At 42.4% G+C, this 19,985-nt stretch carries 19 protein-coding genes; 10 read left to right on the top strand and 9 right to left on the bottom strand.

Annotation, left to right across the window (positions count from 1 at the left end):
- Positions 1 to 46: 46 nt before the first annotated feature.
- The gene (locus BLR32_RS01235) at positions 47 to 391 is read left to right on the top strand and encodes a hypothetical protein (RefSeq protein WP_089828421.1); all 345 of its coding nucleotides are present in this window, start codon (positions 47 to 49) and stop codon (positions 389 to 391) included.
- Between the two features lie 18 nt (positions 392 to 409).
- Here BLR32_RS01235 and BLR32_RS01240 read toward each other — a convergent pair whose 3' ends face one another.
- The 6 genes from BLR32_RS01240 to BLR32_RS01270 all read right to left on the bottom strand — a co-directional run bounded on the left by BLR32_RS01240 (position 410) and on the right by BLR32_RS01270 (position 9,733).
- The gene (locus BLR32_RS01240) at positions 410 to 2,806 is read right to left on the bottom strand and encodes an ABC transporter permease (RefSeq protein WP_089828422.1); all 2,397 of its coding nucleotides are present in this window, start codon (positions 2,804 to 2,806) and stop codon (positions 410 to 412) included.
- Positions 2,807 to 2,996: 190 nt separating this feature from the next.
- Positions 2,997 to 3,971 carry a hypothetical protein gene (locus tag BLR32_RS01245; RefSeq protein WP_089828423.1) on the bottom strand — a complete coding sequence of 325 codons (975 nt, stop codon included), beginning with the start codon at positions 3,969 to 3,971 and terminating at the stop codon, positions 2,997 to 2,999.
- Positions 3,972 to 4,092: 121 nt separating this feature from the next.
- Complete coding sequence (locus tag BLR32_RS01250) at positions 4,093 to 5,922, bottom strand: hypothetical protein (protein ID WP_089828424.1); 1,830 nt, start codon at positions 5,920 to 5,922, stop codon at positions 4,093 to 4,095.
- A 496-nt stretch (positions 5,923 to 6,418) separates the two neighbouring features.
- Positions 6,419 to 7,918 (bottom strand): hypothetical protein, encoded by a 1,500-nt coding sequence (locus BLR32_RS01260; RefSeq protein ID WP_143011321.1) that lies wholly within the window; start codon positions 7,916 to 7,918, stop codon positions 6,419 to 6,421.
- 118 nt (positions 7,919 to 8,036) lie between these two features.
- Entirely contained in the window at positions 8,037 to 8,732 is a 696-nt protein-coding gene (locus BLR32_RS01265) for a LytR/AlgR family response regulator transcription factor (RefSeq protein WP_089828427.1), read from the bottom strand.
- The gene (locus BLR32_RS01270; RefSeq protein WP_089828428.1) at positions 8,729 to 9,733 is read right to left on the bottom strand and encodes a sensor histidine kinase; all 1,005 of its coding nucleotides are present in this window, start codon (positions 9,731 to 9,733) and stop codon (positions 8,729 to 8,731) included. The genes BLR32_RS01265 and BLR32_RS01270 overlap by 4 nt, the downstream gene beginning before the upstream one ends.
- 374 nt (positions 9,734 to 10,107) lie before the next feature.
- Between BLR32_RS01270 and BLR32_RS01275 the strand changes: the two genes are divergently transcribed.
- The gene (locus tag BLR32_RS01275) at positions 10,108 to 10,503 is read left to right on the top strand and encodes a (R)-mandelonitrile lyase (RefSeq protein ID WP_089828429.1); all 396 of its coding nucleotides are present in this window, start codon (positions 10,108 to 10,110) and stop codon (positions 10,501 to 10,503) included.
- A gap of 19 nt (positions 10,504 to 10,522) precedes the next feature.
- Positions 10,523 to 11,290 carry an SDR family NAD(P)-dependent oxidoreductase gene (locus BLR32_RS01280; RefSeq protein WP_089828430.1) on the top strand — a complete coding sequence of 256 codons (768 nt, stop codon included), beginning with the start codon at positions 10,523 to 10,525 and terminating at the stop codon, positions 11,288 to 11,290.
- A 71-nt stretch (positions 11,291 to 11,361) separates the two neighbouring features.
- Here BLR32_RS01280 and BLR32_RS01285 read toward each other — a convergent pair whose 3' ends face one another.
- The 3 genes from BLR32_RS01285 to BLR32_RS01295 all read right to left on the bottom strand — a co-directional run bounded on the left by BLR32_RS01285 (position 11,362) and on the right by BLR32_RS01295 (position 15,114).
- Complete coding sequence (locus BLR32_RS01285) at positions 11,362 to 12,915, bottom strand: vanadium-dependent haloperoxidase (protein ID WP_089828431.1); 1,554 nt, start codon at positions 12,913 to 12,915, stop codon at positions 11,362 to 11,364.
- A gap of 1 nt (position 12,916) precedes the next feature.
- Complete coding sequence (locus BLR32_RS01290) at positions 12,917 to 13,876, bottom strand: transporter (RefSeq protein WP_218124133.1); 960 nt, start codon at positions 13,874 to 13,876, stop codon at positions 12,917 to 12,919.
- A 527-nt stretch (positions 13,877 to 14,403) separates the two neighbouring features.
- On the bottom strand, positions 14,404 to 15,114 hold the full coding sequence (locus BLR32_RS01295) for a VOC family protein (protein WP_143011322.1): 711 nt from the start codon (positions 15,112 to 15,114) through the stop codon (positions 14,404 to 14,406).
- 105 nt (positions 15,115 to 15,219) lie between these two features.
- Here BLR32_RS01295 and BLR32_RS01300 point away from each other — a divergent pair, with 105 nt between their 5' ends.
- The 7 genes from BLR32_RS01300 to BLR32_RS01330 all read left to right on the top strand — a co-directional run bounded on the left by BLR32_RS01300 (position 15,220) and on the right by BLR32_RS01330 (position 19,925).
- Positions 15,220 to 15,564, top strand: coding sequence for a winged helix-turn-helix transcriptional regulator (locus tag BLR32_RS01300; protein ID WP_089828433.1), 345 nt, complete (start codon positions 15,220 to 15,222; stop codon positions 15,562 to 15,564).
- A gap of 67 nt (positions 15,565 to 15,631) precedes the next feature.
- Complete coding sequence (locus BLR32_RS01305; RefSeq protein ID WP_089828434.1) at positions 15,632 to 16,411, top strand: helix-turn-helix domain-containing protein; 780 nt, start codon at positions 15,632 to 15,634, stop codon at positions 16,409 to 16,411.
- Between the two features lie 94 nt (positions 16,412 to 16,505).
- Positions 16,506 to 17,063 carry a dihydrofolate reductase family protein gene (locus BLR32_RS01310; RefSeq protein ID WP_089828435.1) on the top strand — a complete coding sequence of 186 codons (558 nt, stop codon included), beginning with the start codon at positions 16,506 to 16,508 and terminating at the stop codon, positions 17,061 to 17,063.
- 219 nt (positions 17,064 to 17,282) lie between these two features.
- Entirely contained in the window at positions 17,283 to 17,717 is a 435-nt protein-coding gene (locus BLR32_RS01315) for a hypothetical protein (RefSeq protein ID WP_089828436.1), read from the top strand.
- A gap of 32 nt (positions 17,718 to 17,749) precedes the next feature.
- Complete coding sequence (locus BLR32_RS01320; protein WP_089828437.1) at positions 17,750 to 18,631, top strand: hypothetical protein; 882 nt, start codon at positions 17,750 to 17,752, stop codon at positions 18,629 to 18,631.
- Between the two features lie 119 nt (positions 18,632 to 18,750).
- On the top strand, positions 18,751 to 19,128 hold the full coding sequence (locus BLR32_RS01325; protein WP_089828438.1) for a hypothetical protein: 378 nt from the start codon (positions 18,751 to 18,753) through the stop codon (positions 19,126 to 19,128).
- A gap of 170 nt (positions 19,129 to 19,298) precedes the next feature.
- Positions 19,299 to 19,925 (top strand): zinc-ribbon domain-containing protein, encoded by a 627-nt coding sequence (locus BLR32_RS01330; RefSeq protein WP_089828439.1) that lies wholly within the window; start codon positions 19,299 to 19,301, stop codon positions 19,923 to 19,925.
- Positions 19,926 to 19,985 lie beyond the last annotated feature (60 nt).

The following is a 19,985-nucleotide window of genomic DNA, read 5'->3' on the forward strand; positions in this document are numbered from 1 at the left end:
GAATGTACCGTATATTCGTGGTCACTTTAAAATACTGAGAATACCTATGCCTGACTTTTCACTTTGGCTGGAATTTGAAGCTGTGGACTTCGGTGATTATGATATCGAGAATGAATTTTGCAATATTCATGTTGACACCCGGGAGGGAATACGTTATGGAATAAATGTCTGGACATTTAAATTCGTCGAAACAGCCAGACTGCTCGACCAGCAGAACGGAGAGAATTTGAATGGAACCTATCTTCGCCCTCCAGACTTGCTGGTCAAAGAGCTTACCCGCGAGTGTATTGAAAAGGTAATTGAAGACTTATTAAAGGCAGGGCCTCTGGATCAAATGTTGAATCCCAGTGTTTATGCCGGATCATTGAATAATATAGTGGATGATGACTGATATCTTCAGAAAACGATATCATTCCATCCTCAAGCTCTTCACTGGATTTGCAATCGCTGCTTTTACTGCCTGATAGCCAACAGTCACCCACGCGATAATCTCAGAAATAAGAATAGTCAACAAAAATATTTCAATGCCAATGTCTATTCTATATGCAAACCTCTGCAGCCAGTAATGCATTACATAATAAGCTAATGGTGTTGCGATTAAAAATGCAATGCCAATAAGCAGTGTAAATTCTTTAGAGATTAAATAAATGATGTTGGTTACGGATGCTCCTAATACTTTTCTGATGCCTACTTCTTTGGTACGCTGCACTGCCATGAATGAGACAAAACCATACAAGCCAAGACAGGAAATAAATATGGCAATGCCTGCAGCTATTTTAAATAACTGCGAGAGCTGGTGTTCCCGCTTGTAAAAGCTGGCGATCTTGTCATCGAGAAACTGGTATTCATATATAAAATCGGGATAAGCCTTGTTCCAAAGTCTTTCTATTGTGGCCAGGGTTTGTTTTACATTTTGCGGTTCTATTTTTATGTTGATCAACCGGTATACCATTTTGAAAGAACCGAGTACTACTGGCGTCATTTCTTTTTCCAGCGAGCTGCCGTTAAAATTTTTCACCACACCAACAACCGGCGCAACCATATTTCCATCGAAAAAGTTTATTCTTTTACCTATGATATCTTCAGGGTTTTGGAAGCCTAATTTTTTCACCATCATCTCATTGACTACAAATCCGTTTACGGAATCTGCCTGGCTATATGGCTTGCCTGCAATGAACTGAATGTTATACGTTTTAAAGTAATCGGCATCTGCCCATTTAAAATCGGCTTTAAAGTCTGATTTTTTTAAGGCGTTATCAAATTTAAAATCACTATCCCAACCTGCTTTATCCATCGCGCTAAAGGCGCTTAAACTTACATTCTTTATCCCGGCCTGTTGCAGCAATTCTGCTTTTATAGCGTCCATTTTAGACAGACGTTTACTGTCGTTGCCCAAGGGTACAGTAACGATTGCATCCTTATCAAAGCCCATAGCCGCATTTTGGAAGAGATTCATCTGGCCCACGACAATCAATGTTCCAATAATCAAAGTTTGCGCTACGGCAAACTGGAAAACAACCAGCACCCTTCTCATAGAAAGCCCACCCGTAGTTTTGCTGGTGAATTTATTTTTCAGCACGTTGATGGGATTAAATCCAGATAAGACAATTGCCGGGTAGAAGCCAGATAAAAAGGTAACACTAATAATAAGGATGAATAAAAATACAATCAAAGGGAAAGAGAACTGTATATTCACTGATATCTGTAAAAGATTGTTGAGCAAGGACAGTGCACTGAATGCAAAGCCAATGGCTATAATAACAGAAGCCAGCGTAATGAGCAGCGTTTCACTTAAAAACTGTATTACCAATTGTTTTTTACTGCTGCCTAACACCTTTCTGATACCGACTTCTTTCGAGCGGCTTACGGCCCGGGCAGTAGCAAGATTTATAAAGTTTATGCATGCAATAATTAAAAGGAATATGCCTACCAGGCCCAGGGCGGCAATCAATTCTTTACTGAAGGTTTTCCCGCTATAAGTTCCGAACTTGCTATTGTAGTGTATATCGCTTAACGGCTGCAACATATAACCATGGTTGGCATATTCGGCAGGGGCATGCTTTTTTACAAAAGCTTTGAGATCTTTATCAAACTGCTGTGCCGACATGTTTTCCGGAAGCACTAAGAAAGTATTTAAAGATCCGTCCTGGCTTGCCCAATCCATTGAGATTTCCTCGTGCATGGATTTAAAAGAGAGCACTATCTGTGGGGGAAAGTCGGTATTGGCAGGAACATTCTTCAGGACGCCCGTGACCTTGTAAACCTGGTCATTATTATACTTAATGAATTTATTGATAGCTGTCTGCCAATCTCCAAAATACTTCTCCGCTATTGCTTGTGAGATCACCGCCGTATTGGGTTCTGATAAAGCAGTTTCCGGATTGCCTGAAAGAAAGGGGAAATTGAATATGCTGAAAAATTCCGGCTCAACATAAAATACATTCTCTTTAAATTTCTTTTGTGATGTATTCGCTTTATCATCCAGCACGGTTATCTGCTGATCGCGCCGGTCATATATGCGCGCAACATGTTCCAGCTGCGGATAGTCTACTCGTAAGCCTTCTGCTACGGGAAGGGCACTGCCTTGCGAATAGTTTATACCATCCGGGGTTTGGGTTACTGCTACTACCCGGTAAATGCGCTCTTTGCTTTTGTGAAAATTATCAAAACTTGTTTCGTGTTGAATTAACAAAAAAACAAGCAGACAGGCAGCAATACCTACTGCCAACCCCATGGTATTGATTGCGGCATAGGCTTTATGGCTACGCAAATTCTGCCATGCTGTTTTCAGATAATTTTTTAACATAGGAAAGTAATATTAAAGGTCGAGCTATAGTAACCAGCAAAGCGACCAATAACAATGCCATCCGCTTATTAATAATGAAAACAAGCAATATATGAATTTAAAAAAATGGAAAGTGTACGATTTCGATACAGTAACTGTTCATTTATAAGGTAGTTCCAATGTCATTCCATAGGAAAGTAATTGCAATTGCTTATCGGACAACCATTCCGGTTATTTTCCCTATTATATCACCGAGACTTATGGGTTTTTCATTCTTCCAATATGTGGCTATGCCATCAAGATAGCCCGCCACATAAACATCATTTCCCGCCACAGTAATAGCATTTACCCCGGCACCTGCAGCCTCGTTTCCATTGGTCAACCGGAAGGCTGCGCCATTCTTCCAATAAACAACGATGTTCGCGCCTGCCTGATTTCTGTCGATCCCAGCCACATATATATCATTGCCGGATACAGCAATAGCATTTGCCTTACAACCACCAGAAAGGATGAAAGGCGCGCCGTTTTTCCAGTACATGGCAACTTCTCTCCCATCTGAATCGGTTTCAAATCCTGCCACATAAATGTCATTCCCGGATATTGCAATAGCATTGGCTTCTGCACTCTTTTTACCATCGGTGAGCGCTTCTGCTTTCCCGTTCTTCCAGCAGGTAGCCACGTATTCCCCCTGATCATTGACCTGGGAACCGGCTATATAAACATCGGCTCCACTGACGGCGATGGCATATAATTTAGCGTGTTCACCAAACGAGGTGGCCGTTCCATTTTTCCAATACATAGCCTGCCCTCCCTCGTTTCCAATCACATGTACATTAGCGCCGGATACGCAAATGCCCTCAGCTTTTGCATATGTTTTCCCATCAGTGAGTGTAACCGCTTTTTTATTTTTCCAATAGGTCGCCACAGTCTCTCCGGCTGTGTTATACTGATAACCGGCGATATATTCGTCATTATCTGATACAGCAATGGCTAACGCTCCTGCATCTGTTTTACCATCCGTCAACTGGATTATTTCCCCATTTTTCCAATAGTTGAGGCCAGTTCTTTTACCGGAAAAGTCATCAAATATGAATAATAGCGAAGGAGATGACTGCGCCTGAAGAATAGAGGTAGTAGCCAATAATAATAACAGTGAGCCTGCTAATCGTCTAAGTTTTCCGATCATTTTTTACTGCTTTTATGCCTTTAAAGATGATCCTCAAAAATATGTTGCTGCGAGGCTTTTGGGCACCTTCCTGTGACTACAGATTGACTACACGTTCCCTCAATGGCTGACTACAGAATGTCTACATGTTCGTCGGGCTGTTGTCGCTTACCGCTACGTTGATGTGTTGGCTGGCTATCATCAATATAGCATCATCCAGTTCTTTCTTCATATTGGCTATGTACTGGTTACTTTCTTTTTTGAAAAGAGATACTATATTTTTATAATAGTCTATCCCTTCCAACAGATTGCTTTTAAAGGTTTGAAAATATTTTGCCTGTTTGGCGCTCAGGTCGGCGGCCTTCTCCATCTGCTTTTTCCAGTACGTAATATATAAGTGTAATTCGTTAATAAAAATGTTCGGCCGGTATAATGTATTAAGCAGGTGTAATCTGCCATAAATATGACCTACCATTTCTGACAAGGTATACACCCCTGAAAAATAGGCAAGGTTAGGACCGGGACATATGGTTACGGCTGCGCCAGGGCGCCATGGCTTAATGTTGTCTTTTAGCAGGGCTGCTGTACCCAGACCTTCACAGAGGCAATCTTTTACAGTTATATCTTCTAAGGCCTTATTATGCTCTTCCGGTGGTAGCTGTTTTTCCTGCAGCTGTTTTATCTTCAAATGCTGGTATTGGCGTGATGCCGTGCAAATGGGCGTGTCAGTAAACTCGGTATTGGAAACAAGATATTTTTTAATACACGGACTACCAGGCCTTCCATTTTCGATCCTTTTCAGGCGCTGTGCTTCTCCACTGCTTTTCCTAAAGTTGTTAAAAGGTATGCCTAAAGGAGACGCATCACTCATATAGTAATCATCAGGTTGAGCGGTAGCCAATTGCTGCAGGGTATTTTCGTCTACGTTGGTAGCTTCGGGTACCAGTAAAAATGGACTCCCCCATCCGGTGCCGTCTATGGCATAGTGCTCCAGTAAAAACTCATTTTCATTGGCAGTACCTATACCGCCCTGTACGGTAATTTTCAACGGTGGCTGCGTAGAAAATGCTGTTTGCGCTTTTGCTGCCAGAGCGGCACAGCAAAGGGTAAAAAGCTCTGTGGCCAATGCCTCCTTCCTCTCCTTAAATTCTTCCAGTATAGGACCGAGTAATATACCTTCTGTAGCAAATGCATGTCCGCCGCAGTTAAGGCCTGATTCAATTCTAAACTCTGATACCCATATTCCTCTTTTAGCCAGTATCTTACCTTGTACCAGCGCAGAACGGTAGTCGCTTACCTTCAGAATCAGTTTTTTTTGTAACTGCCCGTTTTCATCGGGCAAAAAATCGGGAAACTGATCAATATAGTTATATAAGCGTGGATTGTAGCCGGCAGAAATAATAACGGATGATTGCAGGTTACTATTGGCAAAACCGCGCAAAGCTGCCAACGCATCTGAATATTCTGAAGGTAATGGATGACCATCAGCATCCGTATTTAGTTTATCTACCTTGGCCATAATATTTACATCTATCGCCCCGGCTACAATAGCCTGACGTAGTTGTTGCTGCAACTGCTGCTTTTCCGCGCCTGATGGTAAGCGTGTCATTTGCAGGTATTGCTGTTTTAACCGGCTATTGTCAGGTAACAGTTCAAAGTATTTTACCAGATCATTACCAGGTTCAAATGGTAATGAGCGCAACTGATTCAACTGCTTTTGCACTATTTCGTTCACCAGGTTGAGGTAATGGGTAATGCGGGCGGCTCTGAAGTCGGGATCCGTTTCTGTAATGGGCTGGTAGGTCAGGCCTTCCTGCCTGCAATAGTATTCCCGCATTTTTTCAATGAGCTGATCTTCTACAATAGATATTACCGATGCAATACCGAAACGGGCTACTTTTACCGGTGTATCGATACTGTAACCTAAACCTAATACCGGAATATGAAAACTATGAACTTCAGGAACGTGCATAAATATTTGTTTAGCAGACGGGCTGCAGGTTGTTGACTTAATTTACACGCGAAGGTCAAGTTGCAGTGTGATATTAACTATGACCACAATCATACCCTTAACTAATCTGGCACCGAGCTGCAGAATGAAGCAGGCTGCTCGGGGCAACTTATCAGAAAAAACGCCGGGCGATCTATCACCCGGCGTTTTTCCATTTTATTCAAATTCTGCTATCAATTCCTTCATTTCCTGAATGCCTTTCCCAAAGCGTTTCCTGACATACCATATATTGGCATAATGTATCGCCACACCTAACACCAACCATATAGTCAATGCCCAATACCATTTGAGCTGCGGAAAATGTTTAAGCTGTATTGCAATCAAAATGATACTGGCCCCCGTCGACGTCCACAGATATATACGTAGCACCCGTTGCGTTTCATCATAGATACTTTGATATAATTTCTGATATGCGTGTCTTTCAGGGATGTGGAATGATCAAAAGATGCAGCAACAATTAATCCCGACGCCTGTTTACTTCCCGAAGCAAACGTCTGCACCTTGCAAATGACGGCCCTGACATATACCCGATATTCACCTGTAATCTGAAACCGCTGTAACGCTCTAGTCCACCGATTGCCGGGCTGTATCCCGGACTCCATATGTATTTGGCGGACAGGTCATAGAGCAGGCGTTTACCTAAGCGTGTAGTGATCCCCATCCCTCCTTCCACAGCGAATTTTTGTTGCGAATAGTCGGTAGCACTGATACCGTTGGCCATACTTCCTTTGATTTTAATCAAGGTGGTATTGACAGCACCGATACCCAGCAGTAAGTATGGACGAGGTTCCATAGCAATAAGATCTTTAAGCAAGGTTCGTTGTGCACTCAGATTACCTGATTCAATTTCATCGGTCTCTTTGGCTATCCGCTCATCGAGCTCGCTGATATCTGCCCATTTACGCGCTTTGTACTGTCGGCTGTAAAGGCCACCCAAACCATATTTAAAGTAACTGAAGTTTGATAATATCATGCCGGAACTGGCACTAATACTTTGGCTACTGCTGCCGGTAACAGACATGAAACGTTCCGTCTTGTTCATCTGAATTTCAAGCCCCAGGCGATGTCTTTCTGAAATATAATTTTCAGAAGCAAAGCCGAAGTAGATTTTTCGCTCAGTAATACTTATTCTCGTTTTCACGTCGTCTCCGCTTTTGAATACATTGGGTATCAGGGTAACGCCCAGGGTAAAATTGAGTACTTTATTACCCAGATAAGTGTCTAAGATCTGATCAGACAATTCTTGTTTAACGTGTGCATACATTTTTTCATAGCGTTCTAATCGCTCAATTTCCCATTCATAATCATCTGGATTTGTCATTTTCCTTTTATGAATATAATAAAGTGTATCTGCAGGTATTTCTCCTACACGTAAGCTGAATCTGTTGATACTGTCTTTGTTCACTCTGCGATAAGGAAACATAACATCCCCGGCATACGTATTGATCAGATTCATAGATGGCATAATCAATAACATACCGGGGAAGGTGGTAAAATAGCTGGGCATTACCGACATTGCAGGCATCATAACTGCACCTTTCGCTGCACCATCCAGATTTCTGTTCACTACCCTGATGCTCCTGATTTCACTGAGTTTCACCGTATCAAAATCCCGGGCAGGGATTTTAATCGGCAGGGGTAATGGAATGAAGGGAGGTCGTTTCAGGAATACAAGTGTGGTATCCGTAATACCCATCAAATTGGATTCTATGTAATAAGTATGTCTCCTGAAATCTGATCTGTAGATGGGTTGTTCTATGTTCCGTTTTCTGGCTGACCAGAACCATAATTTGATGAATGCCCCTACTTTTACGGTATCGGCCATGCCTGTTTGTTCATTATAAATAATGAGTACGTTTTCCTTTCCGTTCTTTGAGACAGGGAGAGGGAAAGGAAATTGAGCATAGATACAGCATGTGGTAATACTTAGGAGAGACACTAGTAATGTAAACTTCATACAACGATATTTGTCGCATACCACAAAAGGCATGGATCCGGTTACATTACAAATGTATACTCAGCACTCGCCGGCGTGAAAAAATATGGGTAAACCGGCTTAAAATATTGGAGAATCGTCAGGAGGTTTTTCTCCAGAGATGAATATTATGACGGTAAGTATCGCCAATTGGCAGTTGTCTGTCTTCCAGCTTCAGATATCGGCTACCGATAGCAGTGACCCTTTTCCGGGATACGATGTAAGATCTGTGTATCCTGAAGAACTGTTGATCTGGCAGTTGCCTGGTGACCTCTTTCATAGAGATCATTGATAAGACCGGTTTATCTGATGATTGAGTATATATCTTTACGTAGTTGTTCAGTCCTTCGATAAAAAGAATATCAGTGAATGGGATCTTTTTAGTCTGATAGTCGGAACGTACATACAAACAGGAATCGGTGTTGCTTTCCGTCATCTTACAATGGAGAGCCGCTTTTGCAATAGCCTGTTCAAACCTCTCAGCGGAGAAAGGTTTCAGCAGATAATCCATTGCAGCCACATTAAAACCGTCTACAGCGTAGTTGGCATATGCAGTAGTGAAGATCACCATTGGCTTTATTGGTAAGGAACGATAAAATTCGAGACCATTTACTTCTGCCATTTCAATATCCAGCAGGATCAGATCAACGTTGTGACACATAAGGTACTGACGGGCCTGATCAGAGCTGGTGAATTGGCGACGAAGCACGATCTCTTTCAACTGACTGCTGTAGAATGAAAGCACGTCATGTGCGATGGGTTCATCGTCAATAGCGATTACATGTAAAGGTCTCATAAATGTATACGAAGATTGACTATAAATTCACGTTGATGTTGCGTTATTTCCAATTCGTGTTGATTGGGATAAATCAGTTCAAGCCGCCTTTTTACATTTCTGATGCCAACACCCTGCCGTGAGGATGATGTTATAATTGTATTTATGGATGTAAAATAAAGTGTGTTTTCAACATAGTTGATGGAGATCTTCATTGACGTGGCCTCATTAACAGAAATCCCATATTTAAAGTCATTCTCGATGAAGGGCATCAGAAGGAATGGTGCAATACTAAGACGGGCGTCACTATCATGGACATTAAACTCCACTTTATTGTTTGGACTAATCCGAAGCTGCTGCATTTGTATGTAGTTCGTGATATGGGTTATCTCCCTTGAGAGACAGACCTTTTCTGAATCACTTTCATACAACACGTAGCGCATCATATCCGACAATATTAGTATGGTTTCAGGTGTTTTGCCGGATTGTCTGATGGCCAATCCGTAGATGCCATTTAAAGTATTAAAGAAAAAGTGAGGTTGAATCTGGTGTTTAAGTGCTGTAAGTTCCATGGTCTTTTTCTGCAACTCGAGGTCTGCTTTTTCCTGGTGTAACAAACTCCATTCTTTGCGGCGGCGTAGTATGTAGGAGAGCATGTAAGCACCGGAAAGCAACATCAGATGGGGTATTGCGAATCCGATCCGGTCAATGAGCCTGAAGTCTATGTAATAGAAGGCAGTAATGAAATTGAATACTGATGGCAGATACAGTGATATAATTGCATATAGTATTAAAAACGTAAAGTATATGGATCTTTTTGAATTAAAAGCAGGAATCAGCAGGTAATAATTCAAATAATATCCACCTGCAGCAAGGAGATTATTAACAATAACAGAAATAGACAATTCCATGGAAGATAAGATAACAATTTTATGAGGTGCCGGCAACAGGAAAATGGGAAGGCCAATGGAGCCAGCCAGTACTATAAGGGGGATAAGGATAACGCGTTTTTCATTATTCATGTTAATAAAAATATAGAATGCTCACATTCTGACATAGCGGTTTACTGATGACGCTTTTCATATCACTACGTATCCGATAAATTGATAGATGAAAGGTGCTTTTTTGTAGATAAAAAAAATGTTAAAATTAATAGCTCATCCTTTTACCTTTAGATCAACCTGAAGCCTTCCGCGCAACTATGATTTGAAATTCTTAATGATTAATTTGATACGCTTAAGCAGTGATGATCATAATGAAAGTAACTTTGCAAAACTAAATCAATACAGTTGATAACAGGATCATGTTAGCGACGCGACAACTATTTCGTTGGGGAGGCATCATGTGTCTCCTTTTCAGGATCAATATTTGTTCAACATAATTAACTAAACAGATAATGGAAATAACAAGGATAGGTTCGAGAGCTTCTATTAACGGCCCCGAGGATTGGTTTACCGGCGCGGTAAGGATAGATCCGCTTTTTGATGCCAATGATGCAAGACGTGGTGCGGCTGCCAGCGTGACTTTTGAGCCGGGCGCAAGAACAGCCTGGCATACCCATCCACTGGGCCAGACCCTGATTGTTACAGCAGGCTGTGGCTGGGCACAACGTGAAGGTGGCCCTGTCGAAACCATACGCCCCGGAGACGTGGTCTGGTTTGAGCCGAATGAAAAACACTGGCACGGTGCTACTGCCACCACAGGTATGACGCATATTGCGATCCAGGAGAACCTGAATGGTAAAGTAGTGGAATGGATGGAGCAGGTTGCAGACGAGCAGTATAAAGGCTAATAACTTTTACCCTGATAACATGGCGAGAATATTTGTTACAGGCTCCGCAGATGGGCTGGGACTATTAACAGCAAAATCTTTGATCAGCGCTGGTCATGAGGTGGTGCTCCATGCACGCAATAAGGCAAGGGCAAAGCAGACATTGGAAAAGGTACCCGGCGCCGCCGGCATACTCATTGCTGATCTTTCCAGTATAGCTGAGACGAAAACACTGGCCTCGGAAGCGAATGCTACCGGGGCCTTTGATGTAGTGATACATAATGCCGGTGTCTACCAGATACCAAGGAACAGTGTGGGAGCTGAAGGACTACCAGTACTATTTGCGGTGAATACACTCGCGCCTTATATCCTGACCTGCCTGATGCATAAACCGAAACGCCTTATTTACCTGAGCTCCGGCATGCATCTGCAGGGCGATCCAAAGCTGGATAATCTTCCGGAGGATTTAGATTCAAAGCATGGTTACATCAGCTATTCCGATACAAAGCTGCATGATGTAATACTAGCTATGGCTGTAGCCCGTAAATGGACAGGTGTATATGCCAATTCAGTGGATCCTGGTTGGGTACCAACGAAGATGGGTGGCGCCGGTGCTCCTGATAGCCTTGACAAGGGGTTTGAAACCCAGTTATGGCTTGCGGTAAGCAATGATCCGGAAGCATGCGTAAGCGGTCAGTATTTCCATCATAAGCGAAAAGCTCATTTCCGGCCAGAGACGAGGGATATTACTGTGCAGGAGAAACTCCTGGCCCGCTGTGAGCAGATTACGGGCGTACGTTTTGTATAGGTAGCAAGCGGTAAAATCGTAGCGCCCTGGGGTCAATCCAGGGCGCTACGATTTTTTGTCCGACGGCAATATTATTCAGCGCCATCCGTCTTTGCCCGCTGTATGGCATAATCACCTACACTTCTTCCTACCACCAGTCCTACGCCACAATCACTTTTATTGTAGTGGATGCCAGCATAAAACCTGGATCTGGCTGCTTCATCAGCCATTGCCTCATAAGCAGCAGCCCTTTCAGGAATAAGATGCCCCAGTATCTTTGCAGCCGCACCACTAAACGTTGAATGTCCTGATATATAAGACGGGAAATTCGGAACGCCTGTAAGTGTCTTTATGTTTGGATTCATCTGGCATGGGCGGGGATTGAAATAGGTAAACTTGGCATCCCAGCAAACAATCGCAGCATCCATTTCAGTCATGGCAAGAAGCGCCATATTGCGTGCCCAGCGAACTTCACTAAAATTTTTCCTGATAAAGTCTTCGGCAGCAATAGACATCCAGTGGCCGGGCGGCGTATAGGTGCCGGCGCCATCAGACCAGAAGTCTATAATACGCATCTTCTCACGGGTGGGATGTGAGGTCTGGTAATATACCTCTTCCACCTCTGCTTTCATCTCTGCGCTGGAGGTTGACGGTGGTGGACCGGGACGTAATGCGATAACTGTCAGTGAATCGAAAAGGAAGGGCTTCACTTTTCCGAACAAAGGCAGCATAGGAGGACGTTTGGGCGTTTCGAGACTTATCCAGGGAGTCTCTCCCTTTTCGGTGCATTCATCTGCCATTTGCTTCCAGAGAGCAGCGTTGCCAACAGCTGCGCCAGCCCTGTCGCCTCTTGCTCTTGCCACAAATTTCTGGGCCACTGCTTTACCTAAAGCTTCACCAGCTTCTATATCACTACGAACGTTGGCGCCTGCAATAATGCGTGCCCGTTTATGCTCTTCAGCCTTTTGCTGAATGAAATCCTGATCACCGGGAAACAGTAGTTTCATCATTTCTGTGGCTACCCCTGCTAATACCGCATCTTCTGAAGGGTAAGAAGGGAGATCAGATTTTGGAATAAGCACTTTCAAAGTGCTATCCACTTTATAAGGTGCAGCACGATTGTATAAAGTTTTGTAGTACCATGCCGCAATAAGCGCATCGTATTGGGCGGCTGCTACATAAGCGTAAGCTCTTGCAGCATAAGGAGGATTGGCAAATGGGAATTGAGGGTATGCCAAAGGATTGCTGGCGCTTGGTATTGGATAAGTGCCATCCTCATTCTGATAGGGCGGCAAATTATGTTTGGCTACCAGTTCGCGCAAGATCTCATTCCAACGTAGTACAGCCCCGGCACTCCAGTACTGTACTATCTTTTTCTCGTCACTGGTCAGATTTGCCTGCCAGGATTTTATTTCATTGATCTGTGCGACGTAGTCAGGCGTATTCGTTGCTCCTGGGGCAGCCACTGCAAATTCTGATGGTGATGTAAGCAGCACCGGCTTCCATGTTCCGGCATTCAGATCGATGTTGGAAGGAGTAAGCGCCGGAATATTATCTGTTCTTCCTTCGATATCCTTGTTGCAGGCAGTAATGGCCATTGTTGCCGTTGCAAGAACGATAACAAAGTAAAAATTTATCTTCTTCATATCAGTTAGCTTTTAAGGTTGGAGCAGTAGATGTTGATTTCCGTGAAAAGTCCAGAATATAAAAAACGGAACCATAGACAGTTGTGGCCTGTCCTACATTTCTACCGGCAACCGTAGTATTGCCACCTGCTACAATTGATAACTGTGGTAAGGGAGGGAGGACATATTTAAAATTTGCTCCAATAGTCGTTGCATTCATTTTGTTGCTTGGGAAAGGCATATTATTACGGGTAATATCAAATCCGCCCAGCGTGGTCCAGATATTTACTACTGCTTCGGCTATCCACCGCTGGTTTCTAAATCCTGCCCGAAAATTATAATTGGAGGCATCCGGCATTTCTACCTCATGCGTGTTGTGCATTTCGGTAGTGTAATAGGATTCCCTGTCAATTTTAATATTATCGCGAAGCAGGTATGTGGCAGACGCTGTGGCAAAAAAGTCCTTCCATTTATAATCGACCATTAATCTTCCTAAAGCTGTTTTGCTATGCAGGCCGATCGAGAGCGGCAGGTAGTCGGGAGTATAATTGGTTAAAGGAACAGATACGCCGGCAATACCGAGGAGAGATAATTTTCCGTTGCCCAGTTTTGTTTGAAAGGGCCGCCATTTCAGAAAAAGACTAAGATCCTGTATGCCGTCCAGTCCTTGTAATGTTCCTGCAGAAGCTTTTGTTTTGACATAGGACGTACTAAAAAGTACACTTAACGTCTTTGAAATGCCATAGTTGCCCATTACGCTAAGCATCTTTGTAGATACAGTGCCCAGATTCTGGTTATCTCTTTTCCGTGTTCCTTCCCAATAATTTTTCCAGCTGCTGTAGCTATACATTGGTCCGATACAAAATTCATTTTTCGACATCATGAGCGCATCAATATCTGTTTGTGCAGACAAGGTATGAGGTAATAGCATGGTAAATAATAGCATCGCTACCACTGCCGTTTGGGTAGTTAATTTTTTCATTGTTCAAGATTTTGGTCATAAAACCTCATAGGTAAGTCATTTCATAACTACACTATTGTTCTACGTAAATACTAACTAAGAAATAAACTGCTCCGGTATAGAACAGTGTGCTGATTCATTGTAAACTGTTTATTAATAAAAGTATAAGGGAATATCACTATTTAATACTTATAATCATATGTTCACTGAAACGAAATATGCCTCGAACTTCGTACCACATAAAAATAAACTTATTTTGGAATAGTAGTACCCCACGCTATGAAATTTTCAGTGCTTCAGATTGAGCGCCCGGTACGTTTCTCACGGGTCAATATGTCCACTTCAGCCAAAGTAGCTTCTGTTTCAGTCTTGCCAGTAGTAATTTGCAGCTATGAGAAATATTAAACAATACGGCATAAGAGCCATCGCGGCTTTATTACTGCTTGCGCTCCTCACAGCAGTTTTACTTGAATTTTCTTCCGCAGGTCAGAAAGCGGCTCCCACTTGCATTGTAGGGGCGCCGTAACAAGTACAGCGCCGGCTGTGCATCATATTGTCCTATTCCGTTTATTAATAAGCAATAGTTCATCATCCGTTAAACCTAACTGTTGCAGGATGGTATTACATTCGGTAGCGCCTTTCTCATCATTCATCGCGGCTGCGAGCTCTATGCGCATTAGCAATACTTCGGCTACTTCAAGCGGAGATTCACCATCCCTATGTTTCAATGCCACATCCAAGGTCTGTGCAGCCATAGTATCATCGTTTTTGTAGTCGCGAAAACGCTTTGCAATCGCCAATGCCTTCATCATCCTGCTCTGGTCTGTCTTGTTGGCCTCCTCCCATTCTTCCTGATCCCGTTCCCCATGGCTCACAAAAATCACTGCATTACCTGAGACATCTGTTAGCGTAAAACGTGTAGCACCAGGTTTCATCCTTGAGATCCTTGGAATACCTGTATTGGGTACCTTACCATTATATTCTTTAAACCGACTGGCAAATTCTTTATATACTGCAGCTGCATCCTGCACTATCACCAGACACCCTGTATAGGAATTGCTATGCTTATCCAATCCTTTCATATAACCAAAATGCAAGGCAGATCCGCCGCGTTCCACTACGCCATACTGATAAGGCCGGGTTTGTTTATAAGTAATTGTATATCCTAGCATCGTCCAAAAATCAAGTGCCTCTACAACAGACGCACAAGGTAAAATAGGGATCGTAAGCCATTCCTTAGTAGTACTGCTTTCTGACATATTCAAAACATTTGGCGCAAGTTAGATCTTCGGCCGATAAGCCAGCCTTTACATACTTATTTGTATGTAAAGGAAGATAGCACGGGCAAATTGTATTTTTGTGCTATGACGAACTTCACCTATCAGGGTAGGTTATACTACAACCCTATTGAACTCGCAATGGCATTCATCGGCGGCACCTGGAAAATGCCTATTTTACTGGCATTGCGTAAAGGCCCGGTAAGGTATGGCGACTTGAGAAAGACAATCCCACATATCAATGATAAGATGTTATACAGCCAGCTACGTGATCTGGAGGAGAAGGGTATGATCCAAAGAAAGGTTTATCAAACAAAGCCTCCACGGGTAGATTATATGCTGACTGATCTGGGTAAGAAGTCTATTAAGCTGATTGATAAAATAAACGATTTTGGAGAGTATCTGATGGAAGTGGAGGGTATTTCCCACTGATAACCCAGGAGGGTAAGGAGTTGATATCTGGTTTCCGATATTGGATATGATTCTCTAACTTGAGCTTATGAAAATGCGATCAATTGTTCCTGGCATTGCTGTTTCCAGTTATGTTCATGACATCATTGTCCTGGAAGATGATTGTCTATTGCAGGATATGGCTATCCCCCTTGTAGCCAAAGGCTATCCCAGCATCGTTTTTCAGAGCACCCGAAACAAAAACCGGGATGCCGTTGAACAGTTGGTATTGTATGGTCAGAATGTGCAGCCTTTTCAATTGCAGGCATCCGGTAACCTACTGGTGATCGCTTATTTCTTACACCCCTATCTGTTAAAATACTTTTTTGGTTTTAATGCCAGGGAAATAAAAGATCTATGCATAGATATAGGTGTTATGCGCCCCGCCAAAAGCATGAATCTGGTGGAACAACTGGTAAATGCCCCTTCCCTACCCGCCCGTTTACAACTCATAGATGATTATGTGCGGAAGTTAGCAGCGGCCAGCCATGGACAGGATGATAAAGCTATTATATGGTCTACCCGGGTGATCCTCAAAAGCCAAGGGCTGGTTTCGCTCAAAACATTACAAAGCGAGCTTTGTGTAACGGAACGTACTTTTCAACGCCTGTTCGAATCTCATATAGGTCTTCCACCCAAATTATACAGGAAGATATGTCAGTTCAATGCCGCCTTCGATCAATTCAGCAAGGGGCAATACAAGAAGCTTACCGATATAGCTTATAACTATGGCTATGCAGATCAAAGTCATTTTATCCGTGTTTTTAAAGAGTTCACCCTGCTTACCCCAAGCGACTATTTGAAGAACCTGCCCGACAAACAGGATTGATTATCAACACTTCATTTTGTCGGCTTCGTTCAATTTCCCGCGCTTCGACTGTCGTTACTTTGTTCCATCAATCACAAACAAAAAACTACAAGTCATGAAGAAACTGATCGTAAAAGAATGGATCACCCTGGATGGTGTTTTTGACGCAAACTCAATGGGTGTATGGAATGCTCCTTATCACAGCGACAGCCGGGCAAGATGTATCATCGAAGATATTCTTGGCGCTGATGCTTTTTTATATGGCAGGACGACGTATGAAATGCTGGCGCCTTATTGGTCTGCATTGAAAAACAACGAAATGGGTGTGGCTGATAAACTGAACAGTGCGCCTAAGTATGTAGTGTCGACTACACTGGAAAAAGCTGACTGGAATAATTCAACTGTTATCAGCAGTAATGTAATAGAGGAGGTTAAAAAGCTGAAGGAACAGCAGGGTAGTTATATACTGTTAGATGGAAGTGCCACGCTGGCACATAGCCTGATAGAAGCAGGTCTCGTTGATGAATATCGTTTCCTGGTTCATCCGGTGATCATGGGTAGTGGGAAAAAATTCTTTAGAGCCGATTTTCCCGTTAGTAAGCTGAAACTGGTGCATTCGGAACAATTGGATTTGGGTGTGGTGCAGTTGATTTATGAAAAGGCGTCAAGCTGATGTCTTTAACGCTATCGTGCTAAAGATTTAAAGCTGAGAGTTATGGCTCGTGCCATTACCTGCCTGCCTTAATAGAGGTGGTATCGCCTATCAAACAATGCCAATGAAAAAGCTGCGTGATGCAGCTTTTCTTTATATTTACACCGGGTGTTAAATATCTAACCTATGGGACAAACTGAGACCCTATACTCAATTCTCAAGTAGACTAATATCTATACTATGGCAGAGAATATAGAAAGGATAGTATTGGACATTGATTCCATTATCAGACAGCATTTATGGTTCGATTTTCATGTGTTGAGTTATGACGGACGTAAGTTGGTTATTGCTGGTAGTGAAGATTTAGATTACTATCATACATTGGAAGTTATATTTGAAAATGTCTTCTTTTTCAAAGGATACTTTGATGGATGGATGTCAGACACCAGTGCTCCGGTATTTATTCTTGAAGTCCTTGACACTGAATTGAATGGCAAATATGAGATAACTCAGGGCAACCGTGTGTTTATTTTTAGAACAGAAGATTATAGGAATGATGTTATAATTGCAGCAGGAAGCGTTTCATATAATACGGACACTGTCTTTTATTACCAAAGAGAAGACTTGAAGGAAAATGAGAGGATTGCGGATTTTGTAAAGAGAGACGAGGCTTAAGTAGAGCTATTACGATAACATCAAGAACACCTATGAAAAGTGAGATCACCTTTCCTGAAGATCTAACCGATTTTCTTTATTGGGTAAAAGAAACGACAGAAGAATATTGGAGCAAAGTACCTCATGACAAGTCAATTCATGGCGCAAAATGGCTACCACTTACTGATCAGCAGATCGATGAACTGGAACTAAGATATTCCATAAAATTTGGGATTGAACACAGGGCGTTCCTCAGAATATTGCACACGATAGATAAACATTACTATGACGAGGAGCCAGTATCTGAAGAGGAGCCTCCGGTTGAAGACGAGGAGAAATACGAGGAGTCCGAAGAAGAAAGAAAGGAAAGAGAGTTTTGGATTCCGCCGTATCGACCTTCCTTCTTTTATAACTGGATAACCGAAAAAGAATGGATTGAAAGCAGGCTTGCCTGGATTGATGACTTCTATACCAGTTCAATATTAGGCATCAATAGGTCCTGGCTTCATTCATGGGGCCCTCGTCCGGAATCCGATGAAGAGAAAGTCCGGATATTCAGAGAGTGGTATCACAAAGCACCTCGTTTGTTACCTATTACTGCACATACATTTCTGATGGATGATGCTGGACATGGCCTTCGGCCTGTAATGTCCGTTCACGGTTTTGATACTATTATCATGGCATGGAGTCTTCGTCATTTTTTGATAAGGGAATTTGCTACAGAGCTAGGCCTTACAGACATATATTATGACGAAGACGATCCTGAGGGATATTTAGATCTGGTAAAAGGTATCCCTGAGCTGGATGCGTTGCAGACAATCAGGCTGGATGATGCAGATATTCCTTACTGGAAGGAAGTACTTACTTACTATAATCATCCGGATCAGAATTGCTGGCAAGGATTCTGGGTACCCGCGAGCAAGCCAAAATTATAAGTTTATCTCACGGCAAATCACTTAATACCATCTCGAGAATGCCTCGATCAGGTTAGGCTTACTACATATAATTATCAAATGCTGCTTATCTTTAGGACGGTTGGTTCAAAACAATTTATATGCTGCATAATTCCAATGATCCGCTTCTCCAGGCTTTTATAGCCGGAAAATCCGAACATACTTTGATGTTGCTTCAACATTTCATAGAACAATATCAACGACTGGGTGATATATACCTCTACCCTACCAAGTCAATGATCGGTATTGGCAGTGGAGATATGCGGGTGGCATGGATCACTCAACTGGGAAAGAACTTTGTGCATATTGTATTTCCTTTTGAACGGCCTCATTCTGATAATCTATGCTTTCAGAAAATAGTGCAGGTGCCCGGCGATGCCCATCAGTTTAACCATCATTTTCGTATGCTTCTTCCGGAAGATATTAATGAAGAGGTATTGCGGTTTATGCGATTGTCACTGCAGGTCGGGAAATTATAACCAGGCCTGTAGATGATGTAATCCCTTACAAATCTATGAATCTTCTCCCATCCCGCGCAATGAAAATCCTGGTCCCATGATTATTTACAGAAGATTCTGGGTAATTTGCGGATATGCTTTAACACTATTTATTTCTTATACAGTATCTCATACCGGCCAAACAATTATTTATGTTCTTAATTTACGGAAGAAGGACCGCCAACATCAGAAATTATACTAACCATAATTACCTTTGTCAAAATTGCAAGGATTTTGATCTTGAGATCAAAGTATACAGAGAATACTTCCATGTCTTTTTTATTCCGATTTTCCCCACGAGCTTTAAGGATGTAAAAATCCGCTGCAACAACTGCGGCCAACTTAAATGGATTGATTCCTTGCAAAAGCAATATGAAGAATCAATTAAGACACCGTTTTACTTATATGCCGGATTGATTATAATCGCCGGGCTTATTCTATGGATATCTGTTGCTAATCGCAATACGCAGAAAGAGAAAGCCGCGTTTGTTGCCGGTCCGAGGACAGGGGATGTTTATACTATTAGGAATAAAGAAAGTGATACAATGACCTATTACTTCCTAAAAGTATCCCGGATTAATGGTGATACTATCTACACTTATCACAATACACTGGAGTACTCCAAATTCGTAAGCAAATTTAACGATGGTGACTTTTTCACCACAGAAGAAGAAGTTATTTATACAAAAAAGGAATTACAAGAAATGCTGGATAAAGGAGAGATTAACTCCGTAGATCGCAATTACGGAACGGATAAAGGCTTTGATCGCATACGGTGATACAGCTGAAGCCTAATGCTCGCTTTTTGTAATTCCAGCGAAAATAATATTCAGGAGAAT

Source organism: Chitinophaga filiformis, from assembly GCF_900102545.1.
Classification (GTDB): Bacteria; Bacteroidota; Bacteroidia; order Chitinophagales; family Chitinophagaceae; genus Chitinophaga; species Chitinophaga filiformis.

What these genes read in the sequence shown, in the direction of transcription:
- BLR32_RS01265 (WP_089828427.1), bottom strand. Translation starts at nt 8,732, where the DNA reads ATGAGACCTTTACATGTAATCGCTATTGACGATGAACCCATCGCACAT.
- BLR32_RS01270 (WP_089828428.1), bottom strand. Translation starts at nt 9,733, where the DNA reads ATGAATAATGAAAAACGCGTTATCCTTATCCCCCTTATAGTACTGGCT.
- BLR32_RS01315 (WP_089828436.1), top strand. Translation starts at nt 17,283, where the DNA reads ATGGCAGAGAATATAGAAAGGATAGTATTGGACATTGATTCCATTATC.
- BLR32_RS01260 (WP_143011321.1), bottom strand. Translation starts at nt 7,918, where the DNA reads ATGAAGTTTACATTACTAGTGTCTCTCCTAAGTATTACCACATGCTGT.
- BLR32_RS01235 (WP_089828421.1), top strand. Translation starts at nt 47, where the DNA reads ATGCCTGACTTTTCACTTTGGCTGGAATTTGAAGCTGTGGACTTCGGT.
- BLR32_RS01280 (WP_089828430.1), top strand. Translation starts at nt 10,523, where the DNA reads ATGGCGAGAATATTTGTTACAGGCTCCGCAGATGGGCTGGGACTATTA.
- BLR32_RS01285 (WP_089828431.1), bottom strand. Translation starts at nt 12,915, where the DNA reads ATGAAGAAGATAAATTTTTACTTTGTTATCGTTCTTGCAACGGCAACA.
- BLR32_RS01320 (WP_089828437.1), top strand. Translation starts at nt 17,750, where the DNA reads ATGAAAAGTGAGATCACCTTTCCTGAAGATCTAACCGATTTTCTTTAT.
- BLR32_RS01240 (WP_089828422.1), bottom strand. Translation starts at nt 2,806, where the DNA reads ATGTTAAAAAATTATCTGAAAACAGCATGGCAGAATTTGCGTAGCCAT.
- BLR32_RS01275 (WP_089828429.1), top strand. Translation starts at nt 10,108, where the DNA reads ATGGAAATAACAAGGATAGGTTCGAGAGCTTCTATTAACGGCCCCGAG.
- BLR32_RS01245 (WP_089828423.1), bottom strand. Translation starts at nt 3,971, where the DNA reads ATGATCGGAAAACTTAGACGATTAGCAGGCTCACTGTTATTATTATTG.
- BLR32_RS01290 (WP_218124133.1), bottom strand. Translation starts at nt 13,876, where the DNA reads ATGAAAAAATTAACTACCCAAACGGCAGTGGTAGCGATGCTATTATTT.
- BLR32_RS01325 (WP_089828438.1), top strand. Translation starts at nt 18,751, where the DNA reads ATGCTGCATAATTCCAATGATCCGCTTCTCCAGGCTTTTATAGCCGGA.
- BLR32_RS01300 (WP_089828433.1), top strand. Translation starts at nt 15,220, where the DNA reads ATGACGAACTTCACCTATCAGGGTAGGTTATACTACAACCCTATTGAA.
- BLR32_RS01305 (WP_089828434.1), top strand. Translation starts at nt 15,632, where the DNA reads ATGAAAATGCGATCAATTGTTCCTGGCATTGCTGTTTCCAGTTATGTT.
- BLR32_RS01310 (WP_089828435.1), top strand. Translation starts at nt 16,506, where the DNA reads ATGAAGAAACTGATCGTAAAAGAATGGATCACCCTGGATGGTGTTTTT.
- BLR32_RS01250 (WP_089828424.1), bottom strand. Translation starts at nt 5,922, where the DNA reads ATGCACGTTCCTGAAGTTCATAGTTTTCATATTCCGGTATTAGGTTTA.
- BLR32_RS01330 (WP_089828439.1), top strand. Translation starts at nt 19,299, where the DNA reads ATGTTCTTAATTTACGGAAGAAGGACCGCCAACATCAGAAATTATACT.
- BLR32_RS01295 (WP_143011322.1), bottom strand. Translation starts at nt 15,114, where the DNA reads ATGTCAGAAAGCAGTACTACTAAGGAATGGCTTACGATCCCTATTTTA.